The 22830-nt window shown below is 70.9% G+C and carries 21 protein-coding genes and 1 tRNA gene; 6 read left to right on the plus strand and 16 right to left on the minus strand.

All coding sequences use genetic code 11. The annotated features are described in order from the left end of the window. Window positions 1-42: 42 nt before the first annotated feature. The 4 genes from ACYVD5_RS21960 to ACYVD5_RS21975 form a co-directional block, all read right to left on the minus strand. A complete protein-coding gene (locus ACYVD5_RS21960) occupies window positions 43-420 on the minus strand; it encodes a hypothetical protein (RefSeq protein WP_461003005.1) in 378 nt (125 codons plus the stop codon). Beyond that, window positions 417-1058 carry a DUF433 domain-containing protein gene (locus tag ACYVD5_RS21965; RefSeq protein WP_461003006.1) on the minus strand — a complete coding sequence of 214 codons (642 nt, stop codon included), beginning with the start codon at window positions 1056-1058 and terminating at the stop codon, window positions 417-419. The genes ACYVD5_RS21960 and ACYVD5_RS21965 overlap by 4 nt, the downstream gene beginning before the upstream one ends. 477 nt (window positions 1059-1535) lie before the next feature. After that, window positions 1536-1624, minus strand: a tRNA-Ser gene (locus tag ACYVD5_RS21970). Between the two features lie 99 nt (window positions 1625-1723). Beyond that, complete coding sequence (locus ACYVD5_RS21975; RefSeq protein WP_461003007.1) at window positions 1724-2242, minus strand: SigE family RNA polymerase sigma factor; 519 nt, start codon at window positions 2240-2242, stop codon at window positions 1724-1726. Between the two features lie 307 nt (window positions 2243-2549). Here ACYVD5_RS21975 and ACYVD5_RS21980 point away from each other — a divergent pair, with 307 nt between their 5' ends. After that, window positions 2550-3506 carry a hypothetical protein gene (locus tag ACYVD5_RS21980; protein WP_461003008.1) on the plus strand — a complete coding sequence of 319 codons (957 nt, stop codon included), beginning with the start codon at window positions 2550-2552 and terminating at the stop codon, window positions 3504-3506. Continuing rightward, a complete protein-coding gene (locus ACYVD5_RS21985; protein ID WP_461003009.1) occupies window positions 3503-4444 on the plus strand; it encodes a MauE/DoxX family redox-associated membrane protein in 942 nt (313 codons plus the stop codon). Before ACYVD5_RS21980 ends, ACYVD5_RS21985 begins: the two co-directional genes overlap by 4 nt. A gap of 204 nt (window positions 4445-4648) precedes the next feature. On the opposite strand, the gene ACYVD5_RS21990 is transcribed toward ACYVD5_RS21985, so the two are convergent. The 3 genes from ACYVD5_RS21990 to ACYVD5_RS22000 form a co-directional block, all read right to left on the minus strand. Then, the gene (locus tag ACYVD5_RS21990) at window positions 4649-5605 is read right to left on the minus strand and encodes an FAD-dependent oxidoreductase (protein WP_461003010.1); all 957 of its coding nucleotides are present in this window, start codon (window positions 5603-5605) and stop codon (window positions 4649-4651) included. A 177-nt stretch (window positions 5606-5782) separates the two neighbouring features. After that, window positions 5783-6994, minus strand: coding sequence for an AAA family ATPase (locus ACYVD5_RS21995; protein WP_461003011.1), 1212 nt, complete (start codon window positions 6992-6994; stop codon window positions 5783-5785). A 346-nt stretch (window positions 6995-7340) separates the two neighbouring features. Beyond that, complete coding sequence (locus ACYVD5_RS22000; RefSeq protein ID WP_461003012.1) at window positions 7341-8057, minus strand: hypothetical protein; 717 nt, start codon at window positions 8055-8057, stop codon at window positions 7341-7343. A gap of 114 nt (window positions 8058-8171) precedes the next feature. On the opposite strand from ACYVD5_RS22000, the gene hisC reads away from it, so the two are divergent. Then, window positions 8172-9257: a histidinol-phosphate transaminase gene (gene hisC / locus ACYVD5_RS22005; protein WP_461003013.1), complete on the plus strand. Its 1086-nt coding sequence runs from the start codon at window positions 8172-8174 to the stop codon at window positions 9255-9257. A gap of 130 nt (window positions 9258-9387) precedes the next feature. Here hisC and ACYVD5_RS22010 read toward each other — a convergent pair whose 3' ends face one another. From ACYVD5_RS22010 to fbaA, 7 genes are all read right to left on the minus strand, one after another. Then, a complete protein-coding gene (locus ACYVD5_RS22010; RefSeq protein ID WP_461003014.1) occupies window positions 9388-10638 on the minus strand; it encodes a transcriptional regulator in 1251 nt (416 codons plus the stop codon). 265 nt (window positions 10639-10903) lie between these two features. Next, a complete protein-coding gene (murA, locus tag ACYVD5_RS22015) occupies window positions 10904-12205 on the minus strand; it encodes a UDP-N-acetylglucosamine 1-carboxyvinyltransferase (protein ID WP_461003015.1) in 1302 nt (433 codons plus the stop codon). Window positions 12206-12832: 627 nt separating this feature from the next. Continuing rightward, entirely contained in the window at window positions 12833-14140 is a 1308-nt protein-coding gene (gene purB, locus ACYVD5_RS22020; RefSeq protein WP_461003016.1) for an adenylosuccinate lyase, read from the minus strand. A 67-nt stretch (window positions 14141-14207) separates the two neighbouring features. After that, entirely contained in the window at window positions 14208-15461 is a 1254-nt protein-coding gene (gene purD, locus ACYVD5_RS22025; RefSeq protein WP_461003017.1) for a phosphoribosylamine--glycine ligase, read from the minus strand. Between the two features lie 49 nt (window positions 15462-15510). Next, the gene (locus ACYVD5_RS22030) at window positions 15511-16794 is read right to left on the minus strand and encodes an adenylosuccinate synthase (protein WP_461003018.1); all 1284 of its coding nucleotides are present in this window, start codon (window positions 16792-16794) and stop codon (window positions 15511-15513) included. Between the two features lie 178 nt (window positions 16795-16972). Beyond that, window positions 16973-17389, minus strand: a complete 417-nt coding sequence (locus tag ACYVD5_RS22035; RefSeq protein ID WP_461003019.1) for a DUF3151 domain-containing protein — start codon at window positions 17387-17389, stop codon at window positions 16973-16975. 139 nt (window positions 17390-17528) lie between these two features. Further along, window positions 17529-18551 carry a class II fructose-bisphosphate aldolase gene (gene fbaA / locus ACYVD5_RS22040; protein ID WP_461003020.1) on the minus strand — a complete coding sequence of 341 codons (1023 nt, stop codon included), beginning with the start codon at window positions 18549-18551 and terminating at the stop codon, window positions 17529-17531. 343 nt (window positions 18552-18894) lie between these two features. On the opposite strand from fbaA, the gene ACYVD5_RS22045 reads away from it, so the two are divergent. Then, a complete protein-coding gene (locus tag ACYVD5_RS22045) occupies window positions 18895-19332 on the plus strand; it encodes a DUF4115 domain-containing protein (RefSeq protein WP_461003021.1) in 438 nt (145 codons plus the stop codon). A gap of 85 nt (window positions 19333-19417) precedes the next feature. Here the strand turns inward: ACYVD5_RS22045 and pyrE are convergent, their stop codons facing one another. Beyond that, entirely contained in the window at window positions 19418-19951 is a 534-nt protein-coding gene (gene pyrE / locus ACYVD5_RS22050) for an orotate phosphoribosyltransferase (RefSeq protein WP_461003022.1), read from the minus strand. Between the two features lie 170 nt (window positions 19952-20121). On the opposite strand from pyrE, the gene cutA reads away from it, so the two are divergent. After that, the gene (gene cutA, locus ACYVD5_RS22055; RefSeq protein WP_461003023.1) at window positions 20122-20463 is read left to right on the plus strand and encodes a divalent-cation tolerance protein CutA; all 342 of its coding nucleotides are present in this window, start codon (window positions 20122-20124) and stop codon (window positions 20461-20463) included. Window positions 20464-20528: 65 nt separating this feature from the next. Continuing rightward, window positions 20529-21089, plus strand: a complete 561-nt coding sequence (locus ACYVD5_RS22060) for a hypothetical protein (RefSeq protein WP_461003024.1) — start codon at window positions 20529-20531, stop codon at window positions 21087-21089. An 884-nt stretch (window positions 21090-21973) separates the two neighbouring features. On the opposite strand, the gene ACYVD5_RS22065 is transcribed toward ACYVD5_RS22060, so the two are convergent. After that, complete coding sequence (locus ACYVD5_RS22065; protein WP_461003030.1) at window positions 21974-22807, minus strand: hypothetical protein; 834 nt, start codon at window positions 22805-22807, stop codon at window positions 21974-21976. Between the last annotated feature and the right edge of the window lie 23 nt (window positions 22808-22830).

Genomic DNA, 22830 nt, shown 5'->3' on the forward strand with positions numbered 1-22830 from the left:
CTCGTGAGACAGGGCCGGGTCCTTCACTTCGACGCCGCAGCCTCACGAAAGATCGAGGTTAGCGATCTTGATGACTCGCTGGCCATCGGTCTTTTCTAAAGCGGCCATTACCCCGCGGATTGCGAAGAGCACTGAAGCATAGGCGCGGGCGGCTCCGTCAAGCCCGTCATCCAACTCATAATGAATGTAGTGCAGCCCTGACCGTTTGATGGCACTGCAGATCTGAGGGTCGAGAAGCTGCTTTCCGTCATTGGTGACGAGCGCGTTCCACCCTGTTCGGTTGGCCTTCGCATAGAGGCCCGTGTCGGGAGTCTTTTTCCACCCCAGGTTTTCCGTGTGATCCACATCGTGAGATCGGAGGACCTTTTGCAGTGGGGCAAGTAGCTGTTTGGGGGTGTTTTCGTCGAGCAGGACCTTCACCCAGCAGCCTGTTCTAGCGGCCCCCGCGTCGCGCGATCGGAAACGTAATCAGCAAACGCCTTAGCTCCCACTGCTCCGGAAGCAGAGACCGACGGGTAGAATTCCGTGATCTCCTCGGGGGTAACTCCGTCCTCGATCAGCGATGAAACCTGGTCGTAGCGTACCCGGGTGCCCTCGACAACCGGGTAACCGCTACACACGTCTCTCTGGATACTCACGCCGGAGACCGGCCGACGCAGAGGCAGCACCTCGCCTGTACGATTCGAATTGAATCGGTCAAAAACATCTACGAGTGTGGCCACAACGTGGTTGCCAGGTTTCTTGAGCACATCGATCGCCTCTGGCCCGTGAGCGAGGATGATCGTGTCGCCCATCTTTACGAACTTGTACTCCGACAAGTGCTCGGTCTTCCCCAAACCCTTGGCATTGTTGATTGCCTTGCGGATGGCCTGGAGTGACAAGCCCTGCTGTTCGCGCAGGTAGACCAATGAACGGAGGGCGACGACATCGGCGAAGGAGTAGTAGACCCGGCTGCCGTCGCGGTAGGTCGGTTCGAGGACAGGGGGCTGGCGCCGCCAGTGCGCGAGTTGCGCGGGTGTGGCGCCTGAGAGGGCTGCCGCAAGAGGCGGGGGGTACATACGGCTCCCTCCATGTAGCCGGTCGCTAGGTGTCAACCGACAGCGTATCCCGTTCGCCCTGCTCAGCGGAGCACTGGCCAGTACAGGACATACCCGAACGATGGTGAACCTATCTCCTCCATAAGCGTCGATCATGTCCCACTGGTCGGGCAACTCGCCCTCGGCTTGGACGATCAACGACGACGGTCCACTTCACGACGGTCGTCAAATGCGTGGCGAGCTTCGATCCGGTGGCCAATGTGGATAAGGAGATCGGAGCGGCACCCTGGGGCACTCCCGCTGCAGCTTCACCGTCGACACCTACACCAGCGTGGTGCTGGAGGTTGCAGTGCGGCCGCTGAGCGAGCGCGGCGACCATGCCGCGGGCGTCCAGGGACGGTAGGGGCTGCAGTCCCGCGAACCGATTGGAGTCGCGCCGACCCCGGTGAGCACGAAAAAGGGGCCTCGGTCGGCTGACCGAGGCCCCTTTCCAGCACGCGGAGGCTCGGGGATTTGAACCCCGGATCGAGTTGCCCCGAAACCGCATTAGCAGTGCGGCGCCATAGACCGGACTAGGCGAAGCCTCCCTGGCTGCACTAAGACTACCGATGCCAGGGGTGTTGGCGCAAAGCGAAGGCCTGGTGGCGCTGCGGGTGCCGTTGGGCGGGCGGGTGGCGGGCGGTGAATCAGGTGGTGGCGCGGTCGATGGTGAGGTCGGCGTCCTGGCGCAGTTTGGTCGTCGCGCGCGAGAGCGTGCTCTTCACGGTGCCGAGCGTGACTCCCAGGTGGGCGGCGATCTGGGCCTCGGTCATGTCCTCGTAGTAGCGCAGCACCACGACGGTCCGCTGCCGGGCGGGCAGGCGCGCGATGGCGCGGTGCACCGTGTCGGCCAGGTCGGTTTTCCACGTGGCGTCGTCAACGCGCTGGTCGGGGATGTCCTCGGTGGGGTAGACATTCAGGCGCTGGCGGCGCCATTCGGAGATCTGGGTGTTGACCATGGCGCGGCGCACGTAACCGTCGCGGGCATTGGGGCTGGCGATCTTGTCCCAGGCGAAGAACGTCTTGATGAGTGCGGCCTGCAGCAGGTCCTCGGCGTCGGAGCGGTTGTTGGCCAGGGATCGGGCCATGCGCAGCAGCGCCGGGCCGCGATCGCTGACGTAGGCGGCGAACTCCTCGTATCTGGACTTCCGTGCTGTTTCCGTCACACGATCACCGACCCCGGACTCGTTGCGCGCAGACCGGCGCGCGCAACCGATTCGCCTGGTCATTTCACCTGGTCCTCGTGGTTCTCACTGTGTCACGAGTGGGGTAATTGCCAGCTTTCGTCGCACCCATCTCTGCGCAAATGGGGTGTTCGATGCCGGTGTGGGCGGTTGGTCCAACGATGGGGGCGGCCACTCCGCCGGGCGTTGCGCGCAATGCGGCCGGCCTCGGCGTGGGAGGAGGCCGCAGCGCTGCGGAAAGCGACAATGGGGCCAGAGGGGCCAGCCAGGAGACGGGGAGGAGGCCCGAATGCCGGTCGACGTGAGTGCCCGGCGGCGCCATACGGCCGCTGTGCTGGGCCGAAACGCCGCACCCGAACCGACCCGCCCTCCGGCCGCCGATCCCATCGTCCGCGGCGTGGTCTCCGATATCTCCCCGCACGTGATCTGCGTCGCCACCGACCAGGGCGAGGAACGATTCCTGTTCGAGGCCGCCACCACGTTCTGGTGCGGGCGCGAGTCGGGCCTGTCGGCGCTGCAGGTCGGCGACGACGTGCTGGTCAAATGCCGCGACGGCCGCTGGGTGGCCGAGCGGATCTGGGTGCGCCTCGCGCGGGTCACCGGGGTGATCGCCTCCCGCTCCGGCGACACGCTGGAGATCGACACCGGACACGCGGGTGCGCGCCGCTCGGTGGTGATCCCCTACCGGTCCTCGGGCCGGATCGGCGTGCGCCATCCGGTGATGGAGCCCGGCTACCTGTTCGACGCGGTCGGCGTGTGGCAGGACGGCGCTGTCCAGGCGGTCGTCCCGGCGACGACCCAACCGCCTTTCCCCATCTGGGACGCCGCACCGCCGCGGGCCGGCAAGGGGCGTCCCGGCCCAGGCAACCGTGTCCGCGGGGTGGCGACCTGGTACGACCCCGCCGTCGACGATCCCGCACGGGCCGATCTGCGCGGGACCGCCTACCCGGCGCTGGACCCGGGCGGCGACTGCGGCCCCGACTGCGACCGCGTGCACAGCTGCCGGCCGCTGCCGCTGCTGTCCTTGGGCACGACCGTCTCGCTGCGCAACGAGTGCACCGGGGATGCGGCCGTGCTGCCGGTGGTCGACTGCGCCGCGGCCACCTCGCACTTCTGCGACCCGTGCAACGCCTGCGGCTCCGGCGCGGACGGGCGGATCGCCCAGCTGACTCTGGTGAGCTTCCTCGCCTTGGGCGGGCGGCCGGAATCCGGCTGCTTCAACGCGACCTTGAACGTGGGTTGGTGATCGACGTGCTCGATGTTGTCCGCGAAACCCAGTTGGCAGTGCTGGCCGCGGTGCTGCTGCTGGGTGCGGTGGCCAAGCTGGTCGACCGGGCGCCGCGCGGCCAGGGGCCCGCGGTGCTGCTGCCGGCCCACTGGCGCCGGCCCGCCACCCTTGGCCACGGGGTGGCCGAGGCGGTGGTCGCGTTCGCGCTGATCGGCGCGCCGGGGCTTGCCGGCGGCGCGGCCCGGGTCGCCGCGGTGCTGTTCTTCACCGGCGGCGTTGCCGCGCTGGTGGTGCTGCGGCGCACCGCGCCGGACACCGGGTGCGGCTGCTTCGGGGGACTGAGCACGGCCCCGGTCGACGGGCGCAGCATTGCGCGCAGCGCCCTGCTGGCCGCGGCGGCGGTCGCGACGATCGGCGTGGGCCAGACCGCGTCGGCCGTGGTGGCGGGGGCCGGCCTGAGCCACGCCGGGGTGCTGGTGCTCGAAGTGGGGCTGCTCGGCGCGCTCTCGCCTGAGCCGGCCGAACTGGCGCGCCGGGTGCTGCGCCGCGCCCCTTGTGCGATGCGGGAGGTGCCGTTGAAACGCACCCTTGCCCGGTTGCGGGCCAGCGACGTGTGGCGCACCACCGCATCCGTGGTCGAGAGCCCCCGGCCCGCCGACGCGTGGCGCCAGGGCTGCTGGCGGTTCCTGCTGTTCGCGGGCCGGCGCAACGGGCGGGCCGTCGACGTCGTGTTCGGAGTCCCGCTGGACGGCCGCCGCCCCGCGGTACGCGCCGTGATAACCGACCGCGAGACCGGAGCCGTGCTGTCCGTGTTGGGCGGCCCGGCCGACGGCGGATCCGCCCGCGGGGCGGGCGGTGCCGGCCGGCCCGAGCCCGAGCTTGAGGAGACGCGGCCGCGGAGCGTGCCGCAGCGGGTGCACGGCTACGGGACCGGCGCGGTGCGCCCGCACCCGTAAGGCCGGGCCCCGGTAACGGCGACCGTGCAGTGGCGGGTTCGGTGCGGGTTCCACGCCGGCGATGGCAGCCGGGTCGGGGGCCATCGGCGGAATGAACGGCTATGCGGCCCTATAACGGTTTCTAGTGAATCTGTTATGCACCGGTAGAAATCGCTCGTTGGTAGGTCGGCCGCCGACCGGTCGGCCGGCCAGGCGGCCGGCAGGTCATGCGGCGAGGCGGGCTGCTTCGCGGGCGCAGCCCCAGGACAGGCTGACGCCGTGGGCGCCGTGCCCGTAGTTGTGGACGACGCGGAGGCCCTCGCGGTCCTCGGCCTCGACGCGGACCGCCGCGCGGCTCGGGCGCAGGCCGGTCAGGACGCCCAGCACCTCGGCGTCGTGCAGGCGCGGTTCGGCGGCGCGGCAGCGCGCCAGGATGGCCGCGGTGGCCTCAGGGTCGGGGGTTGTGTCCCACCGGCCGGGGCGGCTGACGCCGCCGCACACGACGCGGTCGGGATGGGGGACGAAGATGGTGCTGTCAGGCCCCCGGGAAAGGTCGACGAAGACGGTGTCGACGCCCGGGTTGGACAGGACCACGTGCTGGCCGAAGTCGGGCCCCAGGTGCGGGTCGCCGGCAAGGTCGCGGGCGCCGAGCCCGGCGCAGTTAACGACCGCGGCGGCCGCACCGGCGAGCTCGGTCAGGGACTCGACCCGGCGCTCCTCGACCGCGATGCCGGCCGCCGCGAGCCGTGCGGTCAGGTGGTCGAGGTATCGCGGCATGTCGACGGCCACCAGCAGCGACCGGTATCCGGGCCCGTACCCGGCGGGCAGTTCCTCGGGGCGCGCGGGCCGGAGTTCGGGGATCAGTTGCACCTGCGGCGGCAGCGCGGTATCGGGCGGCGGCCCGCCGAGGGACAACGCAGGCGCCATCCGCACACCGCTGGACGGGTCGGCGGCCAGTGCACGGAAATCCCGCAGCGACTGCTCGGTCCAGGCAAGCGTGCGTTCGGCCGGCTCGGCGAAACACGGGCCCCACAGCGCACCGGGCACCATCGAGGTGGTCTCGCGCGGCGGCGCCGCGGCCAGCACCCGTACGGGCCTGCCGGATTCGGCCAGGCAGCAGGCGGTGGTCAGCCCCGAGATACCGGCGCCGAGCACGATCACCGGTTCGTCAGTACTGGTCATAGCTTCAGTTGAGCACATGGCACGTCCGATGTCCGGCGGGCGGTCAACCGTGTCAGCGATGACTAGCGCTGTATATCGGTCTATAGAAAATTCGGTAGAATCGTTGATACAGCCCCAGACGCGCCGACACGCGGGAACGCCCGCCCTGCTGGGATCCCCTGCACCCTGATTCCCCGGTCAATCCGGCTGGCGGCGCAGGAAGCGGCCGAAGTGGGGAACCGTGAAGGCGATCGTGCCCCGTTCGGCGCTGTAGATGAGCCCCTTCTTGATCAGGCTGTCGCGTGCGGGGGAGAGGCTGGACGGGCGCCGCCCCAAGGAGGTGGCGACCTCGGTGGTCTGCACGGGGTCGTCGCCCAGCGACGCCATTGCGCGCATGTAGTCGCGTTCGGCCGGGGTGGCGCGTTCGTAGCGGCTGCCGAAGAAGCCGACCGCGAGTTCCTCTTCGGCCTCGGGCGCCGCGATCTCGACGTCCTCGGCGGAGATCGGGCTTTCCAGGGCGTGGTCCCAGGTGACCTTGCCGTAGGCCTGCACAAAGAAGGGGTAGCCGTCGGAGACCCGGTAGAGCGCCGCCAGGGCCTCGGGCCCGAAGGCGACGCCCTCGGAATCGGCCGGTGCGGTGAGCGCGTAGTCGGCGGCGCTGCGGCTGAGCCGGTCGATGCGGGTGTAGCGGAACAGGCGTTCGGAGTAGCTCTTACTGGCCGACAGCACCGCGGGCAGGTGCGGCAGCCCGGCCCCGACCACGATCAGCGGGCCGCCGTTCTGCGAGAGCTCGTGGCAGGCGGTGCACAGCGCCGAGATGTCGTCGGGCGTGATGTCCTGCATTTCGTCGATGAACAGCGCGATGCCGACGCCGAGATCGGTGGCCACGGACGCGGCGTCGAGGAAGAGTTCGGTGAGGTCGATCTCAAGATCGCCGGAGTCGGCCCGGCCGCGCACGGCCGGGGCGTCGATGCCGGGTTGCCAGCGCGGGCCGCCCTTTGCGGCCTTGGCCGCGGTCTTGCCCCCCGCGGAATCGTCGGTCTTGGCCTGGGCGAACGATTTCAGCACGCCCAGTACGTGTTCGATGCGGTCGGGCGCGCGGTGGCGCGGCGCGAGTTCGCGCAGGGCCATGTGCAGTGCCGCCGCAACCGGCCGGCGGATGGACTGGTCGGGGCGGGCCTCGATCTTGCCGGTGCCCCACATGCGCTGGATGGCCATCGACCGGAAGTTGTTCAGCAGCACGGTTTTTCCGACACCCCGCAGGCCGGTGAGCACCGTACTGCGTTCCGGGCGCCCCCGCGCCACGCGCTCCAGTACGACCTCGAACTGGCGGACTTCGCGCTCGCGCCCGGCGAGCTCGGGCGGACGCTGGCCGGCGCCCGGGGCGTAGGGATTGCGCACGGGGTCCATGCCATCGGACCCTATACGCGGTTCTAGCGCGGCTTCTAGAGAGCGGTAGAAAGCGGCAGACGAGCGTGCGCCCCAGTCGACGCGGCGCAGTGCGAGGCGGTCGTCGAATGGGGAGTGGGGGGCGCGCCCGGCCCCGCCGGGCCAGGGCGCGGTGCGACCGTGGACATGCGCTGCCGTGGCCATTTCCCCCACTCCCTTCTCGAACACCAGTTCGATCAGTGGGAACTCTACTGGATGGCGGGCGGCGGCGCCACCCGCCCCGCCCGGCCGCCGCGCCGCACCACCGCCGCCGGCACCCGTGCGGCGTCCCCGCCCCGGCCACACGGGGCCGGCCCTACGGTGCCGGCTAGCCGAGCACTTTGTCCTCGCGCTCGATCGCCTTGTCCGTGAAGGCGGCCAGTGTCTCGCGGTAGTCGTCCTTGCCGTTGGGGCCCAGCACCGAGGTGGTGCCCAGGTGGTCGCCGTTGCGGTAGACGAGGCTGTACAGCCACACCTTCTCGCCGCCGATCCCGGTTTCGACGGCGAACGCGCGGGAGCCGTCGCCGATCGGGTCGAGGTCGAGCTTCTTGAGCGCGTAGGACGTGGTGGAGCCGTCCTCCATGGTCGCCTCGTAGTCGGAGCACTCGGCGGGCGGCGCCGCCGCGACGACCTTGTCGGCCGTGTCGCCGGACACCTCGAACAGGGTGTGCGTGATGGTGTCGTGCCCGCGCGCATAGGTGGCCAGCGAGGTGGGCGCCTTGCGGACCGCGGGCAGGTCGGCCCACTGGTTGGCGGCGTCCATGCACTGGGGCTTGTCGAGCTCGGCGGAGGCGCGCAGCTTTTCGGTGCGCTTGGTGGTGCTCAGCTTGGCGTAGGTGCCGAGCTCGCTGCGGTCGGGCACCAGTTTGGCCTCGCCGAACTCCGCCAGTTGGGCGCTGTGCAGCTGCTCGGCCTTTGCGGTGGCGGAACCCTGCTGCCCGCCGCCCTCCTCCCCTTGCGCGCCGCCGCAGGCGGTCGCGGCGGCGAGGGTGCATACGGCCAGTGCCGACAATGCGACCCTTCGTGCAGTCAGGGGGTACTCCATGGTGCTGTTTCCTCTTCTGTGCGATATTGCCGCTGAGGTCGGCAGGCGTTCCTCCCAGGCGATGGTCGCCGAAAGTAGCCTGGATCTTGCACAGAGTATCGAGGAAGGACAACGGTGTCGGAGCCGAATTCGCCATATCTGCGGGACGTACTCGGAACGATCCCCGGCTACAAGCCCGGCCGCAAGGTCGCTGCGCCGAGCGGCCGCTCGGTCAAGCTCTCCTCGAACGAAAGCCCGTACGGCCCGCTGCCCTCGGTGCTTGAGGCCGTGGCCGCGGCAGCGGCCGACCTCAACCGCTACCCCGACACCGCGGCGACCGAACTGACCGAGGCGCTCGCCCGCAGGTTCGGCGTCGACACCGACCGCATCGCGCTGGGCGCCGGCTCGGTCGGCCTGCTGCAGCAGCTGCTGGAGGCCACCGCCGAACCCGGTACCGAGGTCGTCTACGCCTGGCGCTCGTTCGAGGCGTACCCGATGCTGGTCGACCTTTCGGGGGCCACCGCGGTCACCGTCCCGCTGCAGGGCGAGACCCACGACCTCGACGCGCTCGCCGCGGCGATCACCGACCGCACCCGGGCCGTCTTCGTGTGCAACCCGAACAACCCCACCGGTACCGCTGTGCGCGAATCCGAGCTGACCGCGTTCCTCGACCGGGTGCCCGAGCACGTGCTGGTGGTACTGGACGAGGCCTACCGCGAGTACGTCCGCGATCCCGGGGTGCCCGACGGCATCGCCCGCTACGGCGACCGCCCCAATGTCGCCGTCCTGCGCACGTTCTCCAAGGCCTACGGGCTGGCGGCGCTGCGGGTGGGGTTCCTGGTCGCCCAGCCGCACATCGCCGCGGCGGTCCGCAAGACCATGGTGCCCTTCGCGGTCAACCACGTCGCCCAGGCGGCCGCGGTGGCGTCGCTGGCCGCCGAGGACGAGCTGCTGGAGCGCGTGGCGGCCACCGTCAAGGAGCGCGAGCGGGTGCGCGACGCGCTGCTGGCCGACGGCTGGGAGGTCCCGCCGAGCGAGGCCAACTTCGTGTGGCTGCGGCTCGGCGAGGACACCGCGGCGCTCGCCGCGGCAAGCGAGGAGGCCGGTGTGGCCGTGCGGGCGTTCCCCGGCGAGGGCGCGCGGGTGAGCATCGGCGCACCCGACGAGAACGACGTGTTCCTCGGGGCCGCCCGCGGGTTCCCGCGCCGCAACCGCGGCTGAACCCGCCCGGCGAACCGCGCCCCGCATCCCCGGGCCCTGTTCCCCCGATGCGGGGCCGAACCCGGACCCGCTCCGGACACACCCGTGCGGGCCGGCCGCAGCCGGCCCGCACGCGGTTGCAACCAGCCGGTTACTTTCCGGCCTTGTCCTTGTCCAGTTTCTCCAGGATCAACCGGTAGAGCTGGCGGGGTCGGCCCGGCTGCAAAGTGCGGTTGGGCGGCAGCGGCCACGCCAGGCCCTCCTCGACCAGCGTGCGCAGCAGCCTGCGGGCCGTACGCGGGGTGACCCCGAGCATCCGCCCGGCGTTCTCCGCGTCGACCACGAGCGGGCCGTCCTCCTCGGCGATCTTCTCCGAGAGCCGCAGCAGGGTTTCGCGCCCCTTGGTGCGCAGCGGTTCGGCCGACTGGCGCTGAGGCGCCCGCTGGGCGGGCACCAGCGACCGGCCTTCCCGGTCGACCGCGAAGCTCTGCCGCGTGGCCTGTGCACGGCTCAGCGCGGCGCGCGCGTGGGTCTCGGCGTCCTGGGTGGTGCGGCCCATGCCGATCCCCACCTCGATCGCGATGCCGAGCTCGGACTTGATCCGTTCGACGAACGGCGGCTGGCGGAATCCCTCGGTCGCCGAGACCAGCGAGCCGCGCGTGGCGGTGACCATGAACGTGTGGTCGTCGACCGGATGCGCCGTGGCGTTGATGCGGTGCGCCTCCTGCAGCAGCAGCCGCTGCAGGGCTAGGCGCAGCTCGTCGCGCCAGTAGCGGGGGGTCGAGCGCCGCGTGGAGTCGCGCAGTGTGGGCACGTCGACGATCACCACCCCCAGCTGCGCTTCCTCCAGCCGGTGGTGGGCGCCCAGCAGACCGGCGGTCTGCAGCGCGCTGCGCACCCCGGCGTTGGTGGGCCGCAACCGGGTCACCGGCACGCCCATGGCCTCCAGCCGCTCGGCGACTCCGCGCACGCACGTGATGGCCATCTTGGTCGACTTGCGCCGCCACAGCCCCTCGTGGAACGAGGTGAGCTGCGCCGTGCTGGTGAGTTCCTCGTGCACGTGGATGCCGTCGACGGGCAGGTCGACCTCGGAGTAGGCCTCGACGACATCGGTACGGCTGAGGACATCGAGGCTGGCGCGAGTGGGGTCGAGTCTCTCGTCCAGCGTTGCCCGCAGCAGGGCCTCATGCAGGCTGGCTCCGCCCAGAGGCACGTAGGTGGCGGGCATGGTCAGCACGCCGGCCTTCCGTGCGAACTCGTAGGGGACGGGGCTGGCGAACAGATACGCGTCGATCGCCGAGCCCAGGCGCAGCACCTTGTCGGTCGCCTCTTGTTCATCTCGATACGCGGCGGCGATGAGTCTGGCGTTGAGCGGCCCTGTGGACCCCGGTCCCATGAGCATGACGCGCTCTACCACCTCATGGGGCCCGATGACACCAATCGTCAGATCGCCAGTTCGCTGCGCACTCACCTCGGGCTGCTCCCCGCTACCATTCCACGCTCTTCACTATGTGCGCCCACTGGTTCCCGAACCTGTTCCCTGTCACGGCATGGTTGCCGAGATCGTACCCATTGTGCGGGGCCAATGAAGATCGTTTCACATAGAACGCTAAAAGCCCGGGTGGGAGTTGGCGCTCCCACCCCGGCATGATCTGCGATATCGGTATTTAGTCGGCGGGTTCCCGTACCACGTCAGCGCCCAGAGCGGCCAGGCGCTGTTGGAACTGAGCGTGACCGCGGTCGACCAGGTAGCCAGGTGCCACGACAGTCTCCCCCTCGGCGACGAGCCCGGCAAGCACCAGCGCGGCTCCCGTGCGCAGGTCGTGGGCGACGACCGGGGTGCCGCGCAGCGCGGTGTGGCCGTGGACGATGGCGCGGGTGCCGTCGACCTCGATCTTCGCGCCCATCTTCGTGAGCTCGTCGGCCAGCGCGAAGCGGCCGTCGTAGATGGCCTCGTGCAGGTAGCTCTCGCCCTCGGCCATGGTCGCCAACGCCATCAGCGGCGACTGCAGGTCGGTGGCGAAGCCCGGGTAGGGGGAGGTGACGGCGTTGATGGGCCGCAGCGGCGCCGAGGCGTCGCGGCGCACATGCAGCACGGCCCCCTGCTGGGCGAACTCCACGCCCATCTGCTCCAGTTTCCAGCGGGCGACGCCCAAGTGCTCCAGGTGCGCCCCGACGAGGCTGACCTCGCCGCCGGTGGCGGCGGCCATCATCGCGAAGACCCCGGCGTCGATGCGGTCGGACATTATGGTGTGCTCGACCGCGGTGAGCTCGTCGACGCCCTCGACCGTGATGAACCCGGTGCCGCCGCCGCTGATCTTGGCGCCCATGCGGCTGAGGAACTCGATGACGTCGAGGACCTCGGGCTCCAGCGCCGCGTGCTCGATGACCGTGGTGCCGGGTGCCAGGACCGCTGCCATGATGAGGTTCTCGGTGCCCGTGTGCGACGGGGTGTCGAGGTAGAGGTGGCCGCCCCGGAGGTTGCCGGCCTTGACGTTGATGTGGTTGCGCTCGTTGTCCTCGGTGACCTCGGCGCCCAGCCGGGCAAAGCCCCGGTAGTGGAAGTCGAGTTTGCGGCTGCCGAGGTTGCAGCCTCCGACGCCCTCGATGCGGGCGGTGCCCATCCGGTGCATCAGCGCGGGGACGAACAGCACCGAGCCGCGGAACCGGGAGGCGATGTCGGCCGGCAGGACGGCGCGCTCCGGATCGTTGATCTTGGAAGCGTCGATCACGACCGTGCGCTCGGCTTCGTGGAACTCGACCTTGGCACCGATGTGCTCGGCGAGTTCCAACGCGCGCTGGACGTCCTCGATCAGCGGGACGTTGCGCAGCACCGTGCGTCCCTTGGCCGCGAGCAGGGCGGCGCCGATCATCGGCAGCACGGCGTTCTTCGCGCCCTGGATGAACGCCGTCCCGTTGAGGGGGCGGCCGCCGCGGACGCGGTAACGAACCTCCTGGCCCATGCTCATGTGCTCCTTCGTGAGGCGGTGTAGGTGTAGGGGTGGTTCTCGTCGGAAGTTCTGCGTTATGAGACGCGGATATCAGGCGGAGCGTTCCGACAAGCCGGGCTCAACCTGGTAGCCACCGCGGGGTGCCCGGAGCCGGTTTCGTGGCGTTGACTGGCACTACGGGTCGTGTGCCCGCTGAGGCCACCGTCATGCCGATCGTGGCGATGAGGGCGGTTTGCCTGGTCGCCGAGCCGGTTCCGGAGATGGCGGGTTGTTGGGACGCCTTTTGCGCGGCGCTGGGGTTTTCGGCGCCCGGGCAAAAGGCCGACACCACTCTATGTGCTGCGCGTTCTGTTCGTTGACAAGGTGGGCGGTATCACCCGCCCGCCGCGGCCGGCCGGCGGGGTGAGCGGGTGGGGCCACCGCTGTGACCGGCGCGGATGCGCGGTGCGAGCGCTTACCGTGCCCGGTTCCGGCCGCGAATGTGTGCCGGAGGGCACCGTCCGCCCGGCCGCGGCGGCCCGGCGGACGGTGGCATGGCCGCGGCCAAGCGGGTCCAAAGGAAATGTTTGGCGGGTGTGCGGCGGGTGTACGGGTGTGCGTTCGGGCCGGGTGTGCGGGGGCGCCGCCCACCCGGCCGGATTCGGCTCAGCTCAGCTTTGCCAGGCGGTCGAAAACCGGGCCGAGCCGGCGCACGAACCGCTCGGGCCGGCACACCTCGTCCAGCCGGTCCTCGTCGAGGGCCACAGCACGCTCTGCGGCCTCCTCGCGCAGCGTCTCGCGGAACGGCGTGCCCGAGTCCCAGGTGCGCATCGCGGCGGCCTGCACGAGGGCGTAGACGTCCTCTCGCGAAGCCCCGGTCTCGATCAGCTCCGAAACCACCGTGGAGGAGTAGATCAGCCCGTGGGTGGAGTCGAGGTTGGCCCGCATCCGGTCGGTGTCGACGACCAGGCCCGAGACCAGCCGCGTGGTCAGGTGCAGCAGGTAGTCGGTCGCGATGGCGGCGTCGGGCAGCGCGATGCGCTCGGTCGAGGAGTGCGAGATGTCGCGCTCGTGCCAGAGCGGGATGCCCTCCATGACCGGGACGATCTGGGCGCGGACGTTGCGCGCCATGCCGCAGATCCGCTCGGAGAGGATCGGGTTCTTCTTGTGCGGCATGGCGCTGGAGCCCTTCTGGCCCTTGCCGAAGGGCTCCCACAGCTCGCGCACCTCGGTGCGCTGGCCGTGGCGCACCTCCAGGGCGATCGCCTCGCACACGGTGGCGGTGATCGCCAGGCAGGACACCCATTCGGAGATACCGTCGCGCAGCACCACCTGCGTCGACACGTCGGCCGGGCGCAGACCCATGTGTTCGGCGACGTAGGTCTCGACGTGCGGGTCGATGTTGGAGTAGGTGCCCACCGGCCCGGAGATCGCCATCACGCCCACCTCCTCGCGGGCGCGGCGCAGCCGGTCGCGGGAGCGGGCCAGGCCGAAGGCGAAGTCGGCGACCCGGTGGCCCCACACATCGGGCTCGCCATGGATGCCGTGCGTGCGGCCGACGCGCAGCGTGGCGCGGTGCGCCAGGGCGTGGTCGCGCAGCGCGGCCACCAGCGTGTCGGCCTTGGCCAGCAGGATGTCGGTGGCCTCGACCAGTTGGGCGGCCAGCGCGGTGTCCAGCAGGTCCGACGACGTCATGCCGAAGTGCACCCAGGCGGCGGCCTCGCGGGGTTCGGTGTTGTCGGCCCATGCGGTGAGGAACGCGATGACGTCGTGCTGGGTCACGGCCTCGATCTCGGCGACCCGTTCGGCGGTGGGCGGCGGCGCGTTGCGCACCGGTTCGACCGCATCGGCGGGCACGGTGCCGTCGGCCGCGTGGGCCTGCAGGACCAGGTTCTCGACCTGGCACCAGAGCTCGTATTTGTGGGCGTCGGAGAAGACCCGCCCCATCTCAGGAAGGGTATAGCGCTCGATCACCCGCCCATTTTCGCAGGTGTCCGGTGTGCCGCCGCCCGCCCCATCGCCGGCGGGGCGGGCGGCGGGATCAGCCGCTGCCGGCGGCGGCGCGTTCGGCGATGTCGGTGCGGTGGAAGGAACCGCGCAGCTCGATGCGGTCGACCGCCTGGTAGGCGCGTTCGCGGGCCCGCGCAAGGGTGTCGCCGGTACCCACCACGTTGAGCACCCGCCCGCCCGCGGAGGTGACGTCGCGCGCCCCGCTCCAGGCGGTGCCGGCGTGCAGCACATAGGCGCCGTCGAGCGCCGAGGCGGCGCCGATGCCGCCGACGGGATCGCCCGTTGCGGGCGAGCCCGGATAGTTCTCGGCGGCCACCACGACGGTCACGGCCGCCCCGGTGCGCCACTCGAGCTTGGAGTTGGCGCCCAGCCCTCCGGTGTCGGCCGCCTGCAGGATGCCGCCGATAGGGGTGGACAGGCGGTCCAGCACCACCTGGCACTCGGGGTCGCCGAAGCGGGCGTTGAACTCGACCACGCGCAGCCCTTGGGAGGTCAGCGCCAGCCCCACGTACAGCAGCCCCTGGTAGCGGATGCCGCGCCGCGCCATCTCGGTGAGCGTGGGCCGCACCACGGTCTCCATGGTTTCGTCGACCAGCCCCGCCGGGGCCCAGGCCACCGGCGCGTAGGCGCCCATGCCGCCGGTGTTGGGGCCCTGGTCGGCGTTGTAGGCCCGTTTGAAGTCCTGTGCGGGCAGCATCGGCAGCGCGTGCATGCCGTCGCTTATGACGAAAAGCGAGACCTCGGGGCCGTCGAGGTACTCCTCGACGACGACCCGGCCGCATTCGCGCGCGTGGCGTTCGGCCGAGGCGCGGTCGTCGGTGACCACCACCCCCTTGCCCGCTGCCAGACCGTCGTCCTTGACCACGTAGGGCGGACCGAACAGGTCGAGCGCCTCGGCGGCCTGGGCGGGCGAACGGCACAGCCGGGAGCGCGCCGTGGGCACGCCGGCGGCCTCCATGACCTCCTTGGCGAAGCCCTTTGAGCCCTCAAGCCGGGCGGCCTGCTGGTCGGGGCCGAAAACCGGGATGCCGCGGTCGCGGAGAGTGTCGGCGACACCCGCCATCAGCGGTGCCTCGGGACCGATCACCACAAGTTCGGCGCCGATCCGCGAGGCGAGCTGGGTCACCGCGAGACCGTCGACGGGATTGATCACATGGTTTTCGGCGTGCTCTGAGGTGCCGGGGTTGCCGGGCGCGCAGTGCAGGCCGGTTACCCCGGGATCGAGGGACAGGGCGCGGACCAGGGCGTGCTCGCGGCCACCGCCGCCGAGAACCAGGGCTTTCACTTCACGGACCCTTTGTTTGTCGTGGGGAGGGCAAGGAACTACGGCGGAGTCAGACCAGCGAGCGCAGTTCGAGGGTCTGGTCGCGCCCGGGCCCGACCCCGATCGCGGAGATCGGGGCTCCGGCCATCTCTTCAAGGGTACGCACGTAGGCCTGGGCGGTCTTGGGAAGCTCGTCGAAACCCCGGGCGTGTGAGATGTCCTCGTTCCAGCCGTCGAGGTACTCGTAGATCGGCTCGGCGTGGTGGAAGTCGGTCTGGGTCATCGGGATCTCGTCGTGGCGGGTGCCGTTGGCCTGGTAGCCCACGCACACGGGGATGCGGTCGAGCCCCGAGAGCACGTCGAGCTTGGTGAGGAAGAAGTCGGTGATCCCGTTGATGCGGGTGGAGTAGCGGGCGATGGGGGCGTCGAACCAGCCGCAGCGCCGGTTGCGCCCGGTGGTCACGCCGTACTCGCCGCCCTTCTGGCGCAGCCACTCGCCCCACTCGTCGTGCAGTTCGGTGGGGAAGGGGCCCGAGCCCACCCGGGTGGTGTAGGCCTTGATGATGCCGACGACCTTGGTGATGCGGGTGGGGCCGATGCCCGCGCCCGAGGAGGCGCCCCCGGCGGTCGGCGAGGAGGAGGTAACGAAGGGGTAGGTGCCGTGGTCGATGTCGAGCAGCGTGCCCTGCGAACCTTCGAGGTAAACGGTCCGGCCGGCGTCCAGCGCGCGGTTGAGCTCCAGCGAGGTGTCGGCGACGAAGGGCCGCAGTTCCTCGGCGTAGCCCGTGTACTCGTCGAAGACCTGCTCAAGGTCGACACCGCGCCGGTTGAAGACCTTGGTCAGCACCTGGTTCTTGTCGTGCAGCGCGAGTTCGAGCTTCTGCCGCAGGATCTTGGGGTCGAACATGTCCTGCACGCGGATTCCGGTCCGCGAGATTTTGTCGGCGTAGGTGGGGCCGATTCCGCGGCCGGTGGTGCCGATGCGGCCCTTGCCCAGGAAACGCTCGGTCACTTTGTCCAGCGCCCGGTGGTAGGGCATGATCATGTGCGCGTTGGCCGAGACGAGCAGCCGCTCGGTGCTCACGCCGCGTTCGCGCAGGCCGCGCAGTTCCTCGAACAGCACCGCGGGGTCGATCACCACGCCGTTGGCGATCACCGGAACGACGTCGGGCGAGAGGATGCCGGACGGCAGCAGGTGGAGCGCGTACTTCTGGTCGCCGATGACCACGGTGTGGCCGGCGTTGTTGCCGCCTTGGTAGCGCACCACGTAGTCGACCCGGTTTCCGACCAGGTCGGTGGCCTTCCCCTTGCCCTCGTCTCCCCACTGGGCTCCAACGAGCGTGATCGCCGGCATCCGGGTCTACCTCTTCATTCGTTCGATCCGACCGAGGATGGTCGCGGTGGCCGCACAATGAAAAGCCCCTGGCGCAAGCAAGCGACAGGGGCCCTTGCGTATTGAGCGTACACGACGGCCGCGAGGGGCGTTAAGGGCGGAATGCCCGTACGGCGCCGCTGAGCTGCGGACTCTCCGGTCAGCCGCCCAGGACCTCGGCGGCGGTCGGGCTGCTGTCGCGCAGGAGGGTCGAGCAGCGCTCGGCCTCGTCGGATTCGCCGATGGCGTCGGCGGCCGAGGCGAGCACGTGCACGGCGCGCAGGAAGCCGCGGTTGGGCTCGTGCTCCCACGGGACGGGGCCGTGCCCCTTCCAGCCGGCGCCGCGGAGCTGGTCCAGCCCGCGGTGGTAGCCGGTGCGCGCATAGGCGTAGGCGGCGATGTCCTCGCCGGCGGCGAAAGCGCGCTCGGCCAGGTCGGCCCAGGCCGCCGAGTACTTCGGGAACCGGGCGGCGACGTCGGTGGGGTCGGCGCCCTCGGCCAGCAGTGCTGCGGCCTCGGGGTTTTCGGACAAGTGGGTGGCGGGCGGTTCGCCGAGCAGATTCTGATGCAGGTCCATGCCTCCATCCTGCCAGCGCCGCCGCGCCGCGCCCGGACGGTAGGGCGTGCCCGGCCGCCGCGTCCGCCCGTGGAAGTGAGGCGGCCGGGCACGCGAAGGCCCCTGGTTCGTGGGGAACCGGGGACCGGTCCGGGGGCGGTTACCGCATCTTGTTGCCCGCGCACTTGAGCTGCTGGCAGGCCTCGACGACGCGGGCGGCCATGCCGGCCTCGCCGGCCTTGCCGTGGGCGCGCGGGTCGTAGGCCTTCTTGTTGCCGACATCGCCGTCGACCTTGAGCACCCCGTCGTAGTTCTTGAACATGTGCTCGGCGATGGGGCGGGTGTAGGCGTACTGCGTGTCCGTGTCGATGTTCATCTTCACGACGCCGTAGTCGATGGCCGCGTGGATCTCCTCCAGCGTGGAGCCGGAGCCGCCGTGGAAGACGAAGTCGAACGGCTTGGTCTGGCCGTGCTTCTCGGCCACCGCGTCCTGGGCCTCCTTGAGGACCTCCGGGCGCAGTTTCACGTGGCCGGGCTTGTAGACGCCGTGCACGTTGCCGAAGGTCAGCGCGGTCATGTAGTAGCCCTTGTCGCCGGTCCCGAGGACCTCGGCGGTACGCAGCGCGTCGCCGGGCGTGGTGTAGAGCTTCTCGTTGATCTCGCCGACGACGCCGTCCTCTTCGCCGCCGACCACGCCCACCTCGATCTCCAGGATGGTGCGCGCGGCGTTGGACGCGGCGAGCAGTTCCTGGGCGATCTCCAGGTTCTCCTCCAGTTCGACGGCCGAACCGTCCCACATGTGCGACTGGAACAGCGGCTGCTGCCCCTTCGCGACGCGCTCGGAGGACTCGCGCAGCAGCGGGCGCACAAAGCCGTCGAGCTTGTCCTTGGGGCAGTGGTCGGTGTGCAGGGCGATGTTCACCGAGTACTTCTCGGCGACGATGCGCGCGAACTCGGCGAAGGCGATCGAGCCGGTGACCATGTCCTTGACGGTCGAACCGGAGAGGAACTCCGCGCCGCCGGTGGAGACCTGGATGATGCCGTCGCTCTCGGCCTCCGCGAAGCCGCGCAGCGCGGCGTGGAGGGTCTGGCTGGAGGTCACGTTGATGGCCGGGTAGGCGAAGCCCTGCGACTTCGCGCGGCCCAGCATCTCGGTGTAGACCTCTGGGGTAGCGATAGGCATGGTGATGACTCCCTGGTTGGCCTGGAGTGTCGTACGAGCGGCCCCGGCGGTCTCCGCGGAACCGCGTCTCTTCGCGGAAATACCCATTGGGTTGCCGGGGCAAGTATCGCGAAGTCGGCGGCCGAACGAAAGGTCTAGACCAAATCGGGCGGGGTGTCCTCCGACCGGGCAGGCGGCGCGGCACCGCACGGATGCCGGGCGTACGCCAACTGGATGCCGTCTGTTGCGAATTATCGCCCTATGTGGTTTTACCAGGGTGTTTCCGGGCGCGGGGCCAGGTTCGGACAGGTATATAGGTTCCTACCGTCGATTGTCCCCGGTGGTACACGCTACATTCAGCACCGTGGGACGACATCGCAATGATCCGCGGGGCATCGCCCAGATGCTGGCCATCGGCGGAGTGATCGTACTTTTCATCACTCTGGTGGTCCTCGGCGGCTACTTCCTTTACAAGTCGCTGCCCTCGGGCAACGACTCCGCCGCTGTGCCCGAAAGTGCGGGGACCCTTGCCGATCCCCGGGGCGAGGCGATCCAGACCGGGATCCTGTACATCGGGGTGACCGGCGAATCCAGTGACGTGGTCGTCCGCGTGCCCGGCGGGGACGTTCTCGCCGAAGCCACGCTGCGCACGGACGAGTACGTCTCCTTCGACGAACCCAGAACCCTCAGCGCCACGATCGGCCGGCCCAGCGAGGTCGAGGTGTACGTCCACGGCAATCAGCGGCACGTCTCCGATGAGGATCCCGGCTACAGCTTCACCGTCGACCCCGAACCGCGGTGATCCGCGGTACCCGCTGATCCGCACCGGCGGCACCGGCGGCACCGGCGGTACGGAACCGGCCGCCGCCCCGCTCCGGAGCCGCGGCTCAGATCCGCAGCTCCTCCGGCCGGAACGCCGCCCGGTACTCCAGCCCCGCCGCGGCCACGCGCTCCCGCGCCCCCCGGTCGACGATGACGGCGACCCCCGCCACCTCGGCGCCGGCCTCGCGCAGGGCCGTGACCGCAGTGAGCACCGAGCCGCCCGTCGTGGAGGTGTCCTCGACCGCCAGCACCCGGCGCCCGGCCACATCCGGACCCTCGATCCTGCGCTGCAGCCCGTGCGCCTTGCCCTCCTTGCGCACCACGAACGCGTCGAGCCTGCGCCCCTGCGCGGCCGCGGCGTGCAGCATCGCCGCCGCCACCGGGTCGGCGCCCAGGGTCAGCCCGCCCACTGCGTCGTAGTCCAGGTCGGCGGTCGCCTCAAGCATCGCCCGGCCCACCAGCGGTGCGCTGTCGCCGTCCAGGGTCACCCGGCGCAGATCCACGTAGTAGTCGGCCTCCTGGCCCGACGACAGGGTCACCCGGCCGCGTACAACGGCCTTATCGTTGATGTGTCGAAGGAGTTCGCCGCGGTCGCTCATGATCACCGAGCTTAGGGCGCGCCGGTCACTGCTTGCAGCACAGCGACCGGACCGGGCAGGGGTGCCGCGGCACCGCAGCGCTGCGGTGGGAATTGGGGATACTGCGGCGGCGGCCGGCGGATCGGACGGCAGCACTGCAGACTGGACGGCAGACCGAAAGTTGGGGCGGCATGGCAGCCGATGAGCGCAATCCGGGCGCGCACGTGCGCGTCGAGACCACCAGCGACACCCGCGAGTCGGCCGACGATCTCGCGCGCTCGGCAATCGAGCAGGGCCTGGCCGCCTGCGCCCAGGTCGAGGCGCCCATCACGAGCTACTACCGCTGGGAGGGCGAGACCTGCGCCGACCAGGAGTGGCGCGTGGTGCTGAAGACCGCGCGCGACCGCCTGCCCGACCTGGTCGACCACCTGGCGGCGGTGCACGGCTACGACGTGCCCGAGATCATCGCCGTGCCCATCGAGGGCGGCAACCCCGCCTACCTCGACTGGCTGATCGCGGAGACCCGGCCCTGACCGCGCCGCCGCCCGGCATCGTCCTGCTGCACAGCCCGCTGGAGGACCCGGAGGAGTGCCTCTGGGTGCGCGACGGGCTGCGCCTGCGCGGCGCGCACGCGGACCTGGCCGAGATCGCCGACGACGACAACCCGCCCTACGCCGCCCGCTACATCGCCCGCGCCGCACTGGAGATCCGGCGCCACGACCCGCCGGAGCCCGTCGTGCTCGCCGCACGCGGCGCGGCCGGCCCGCTGCTCCCGCAGATCGGCGCCGCCCGCCGCGCAGCGCACCGCCCGGTGTCGGGCTACCTGATCATCGACTCGCTGCTGCCTCAACCCGGCTCACCCAGCCGGCTCGACCTGCGGGCCGCACAGCTCGGCGGCGCCGAACCCGGTCCCGGGTCGGCCGGCGCCGCCCGCCGGCGGCCGCCGGAGTTCTACACCGAGCCGCTGCCCATGGCCGCCGACTGGCCCGACGCCCCCTGCGGCTACCTGCTCACCGACGGCGGCCCGGCCGCCTGCGCCCGCTTGGCCGCGCTGCGCGGCTGGCCGGTGCTGGACCGCACCGGATCGGGCACCCGCGCCGGCTCCGCGGGGGCGCCCGCGCTTGCAGCGGACCTGCTGGAACTCGCCGCCATGCTGTGAGCATGCGCTGATGGCCGGATCCGATGCCGGATCCGGGCGTTAGACCCTGTTCAATAACCCCTGATTGATCGGGTCTGCCCGGCATGCCGGTGCCTCCGCAGCAGCGGGGTCTCCAGTGGGCCGATCACCCCTGAAGAAGCCGACCCGCATGGAGGCACCGGTGGCGGCCCGGCCATGGCGGCCAGTGCGTCCGGGGACCGGGGCGGACACGGGGTCCGCTCGGCGGCCTTGCCCGTGGCCGACAAGCAGGTGGCCTGGGCTGAAAAGCAGCACCGAGGGCCGCGGGCGGCTGGGGGCGGGCGATCACCGGTCCCGCCCGCAGGGGGCCGGGGCGGGCGACGCACCGACCCTGCGGAAATGCCCAGATTTCAAAGCTGGGACCGGCATTTCTACCTGATCATCACCGGGAACCCGACATAACGGGCGCACCGCCACCCTGCAATCCGACACAACGGACACACGCGTGCCCGCCCGGGCCAACCGCGGCCCTCGGTGCCGTTTTTTCGTGCAGGCCGCCCGCCGCCCGGCTGCGGACAAGGCCGCACAGCCCCACAGCTGCCGCCGCCCCTGCCGCACAGCCGCCGCTCCCACTGCAGCCGGTTCCGGCGGCCGGGACGCCATGCACCCTCCGCATGGCGGAGGCGCGCCCGCCTCCCATACGGACGCGCCTCCTGGGCGCCGTGCGGCGCCCTGCCGCCGACCGGCCTGTGAGGCTGCCTCTCGGGGCCAGAAAGCCTTGCCGGTCGGCGGCTGAGCCGGGGCAGCGCCCCGGCGGGTCGGCCGAACGCGCCCGCCCCTCAACGGGCAGCGCCGGCCGGCGGCCGCCGGCACCGGGCCCCCTCCCCCCATCGGGGCAGCGCGATGCCGGCGGCGTCCGGTGGTGCTCAATCGGTCATCGGCGGACTCCCTGCGGCGTCTACGAGGGCCAGCGCCTCGGCGCAGCGCGGTGGGAGCGGCAGCGTCCACAACCGGGCGCTGTGTTCGGCGCACACCTGGTTGCGCAGCGCCTCCAGCCGTTCGGCGAGTCCGGCGCCGTCCGGTGCCAGTACCGCCATTCGGCTGCGGCTGAGCAGCGCCAGGGACTCGCCGCGGGTGAAGACCCGGCCCAGTTCGTGGCCGACCACGATCAGCCGGGCGGTGCGCCGCCACGGGTCCAGCCCTTCGGGCAGGGCCACCACGACCAGCCGGTGGCCGCCCGGGCCGGAACCGCCCGAACCGCCCGATTCACCCGGACTTCCCGGGCCGGAACCGCCCGGACTTCCCGGGCCGCCGTGGCCGGGCTCGCCGGAAGCGCCGCGGTACAGCTCGCCCAGCCGGGTGCGCAGGAAGGCGGCCGTCGCAAGGCCGGTGAGCGGGTCGCGGCACTCCTCCTGTGAGCGGCCGCCGTCGACCCACCCTTCGGTAAGGGCGGTGACCAGGCTGATCGGCGGTTGGGACCGGCCCAGTACGTCGCAGAAGGCCGCGAAGTCCTCCAGGGTGGCGCCGACGCTGATACCGGAACGCGCTCTCGCCTGCCCGAGCCGCCCGCAGGCTTCGGCCATGCCCCGGTTGCGGACCGCCGCCGTGCAGGCGGCGTCGACCGCCGGAGTCCACCAGTCACTGTCACCGTGCGGCGCGGCGCGCCGCACGCGGCTGCGGCTGCGCCACAACTCGCGCAGCCGGCGGCCGGCGGCAAGGTCGTCGGCGAGCTCGGAGCTGCCGGTCTCGCGTCCCCACATCGTCGTTCTGCTCCCGTAGTCGG

The sequence above is a fragment of the Streptomonospora sediminis genome (assembly GCF_054778995.1).

Coding starts and splice junctions, on each gene's coding strand:
- ACYVD5_RS22030 (WP_461003018.1), bottom strand. CDS start 16,794: ATGCCGGCGATCACGCTCGTTGGAGCCCAGTGGGGAGACGAGGGCAAG.
- ACYVD5_RS21990 (WP_461003010.1), bottom strand. CDS start 5,605: ATGACCAGTACTGACGAACCGGTGATCGTGCTCGGCGCCGGTATCTCG.
- ACYVD5_RS21980 (WP_461003008.1), top strand. CDS start 2,550: ATGCCGGTCGACGTGAGTGCCCGGCGGCGCCATACGGCCGCTGTGCTG.
- cutA (WP_461003023.1), top strand. CDS start 20,122: ATGGCAGCCGATGAGCGCAATCCGGGCGCGCACGTGCGCGTCGAGACC.
- ACYVD5_RS22000 (WP_461003012.1), bottom strand. CDS start 8,057: ATGGAGTACCCCCTGACTGCACGAAGGGTCGCATTGTCGGCACTGGCC.
- ACYVD5_RS21995 (WP_461003011.1), bottom strand. CDS start 6,994: ATGGACCCCGTGCGCAATCCCTACGCCCCGGGCGCCGGCCAGCGTCCG.
- ACYVD5_RS22035 (WP_461003019.1), bottom strand. CDS start 17,389: ATGGACCTGCATCAGAATCTGCTCGGCGAACCGCCCGCCACCCACTTG.
- ACYVD5_RS22065 (WP_461003030.1), bottom strand. CDS start 22,807: ATGTGGGGACGCGAGACCGGCAGCTCCGAGCTCGCCGACGACCTTGCC.
- ACYVD5_RS22010 (WP_461003014.1), bottom strand. CDS start 10,638: ATGCTCATGGGACCGGGGTCCACAGGGCCGCTCAACGCCAGACTCATC.
- pyrE (WP_461003022.1), bottom strand. CDS start 19,951: ATGAGCGACCGCGGCGAACTCCTTCGACACATCAACGATAAGGCCGTT.
- ACYVD5_RS21965 (WP_461003006.1), bottom strand. CDS start 1,058: ATGTACCCCCCGCCTCTTGCGGCAGCCCTCTCAGGCGCCACACCCGCG.
- murA (WP_461003015.1), bottom strand. CDS start 12,205: ATGAGCATGGGCCAGGAGGTTCGTTACCGCGTCCGCGGCGGCCGCCCC.
- fbaA (WP_461003020.1), bottom strand. CDS start 18,551: ATGCCTATCGCTACCCCAGAGGTCTACACCGAGATGCTGGGCCGCGCG.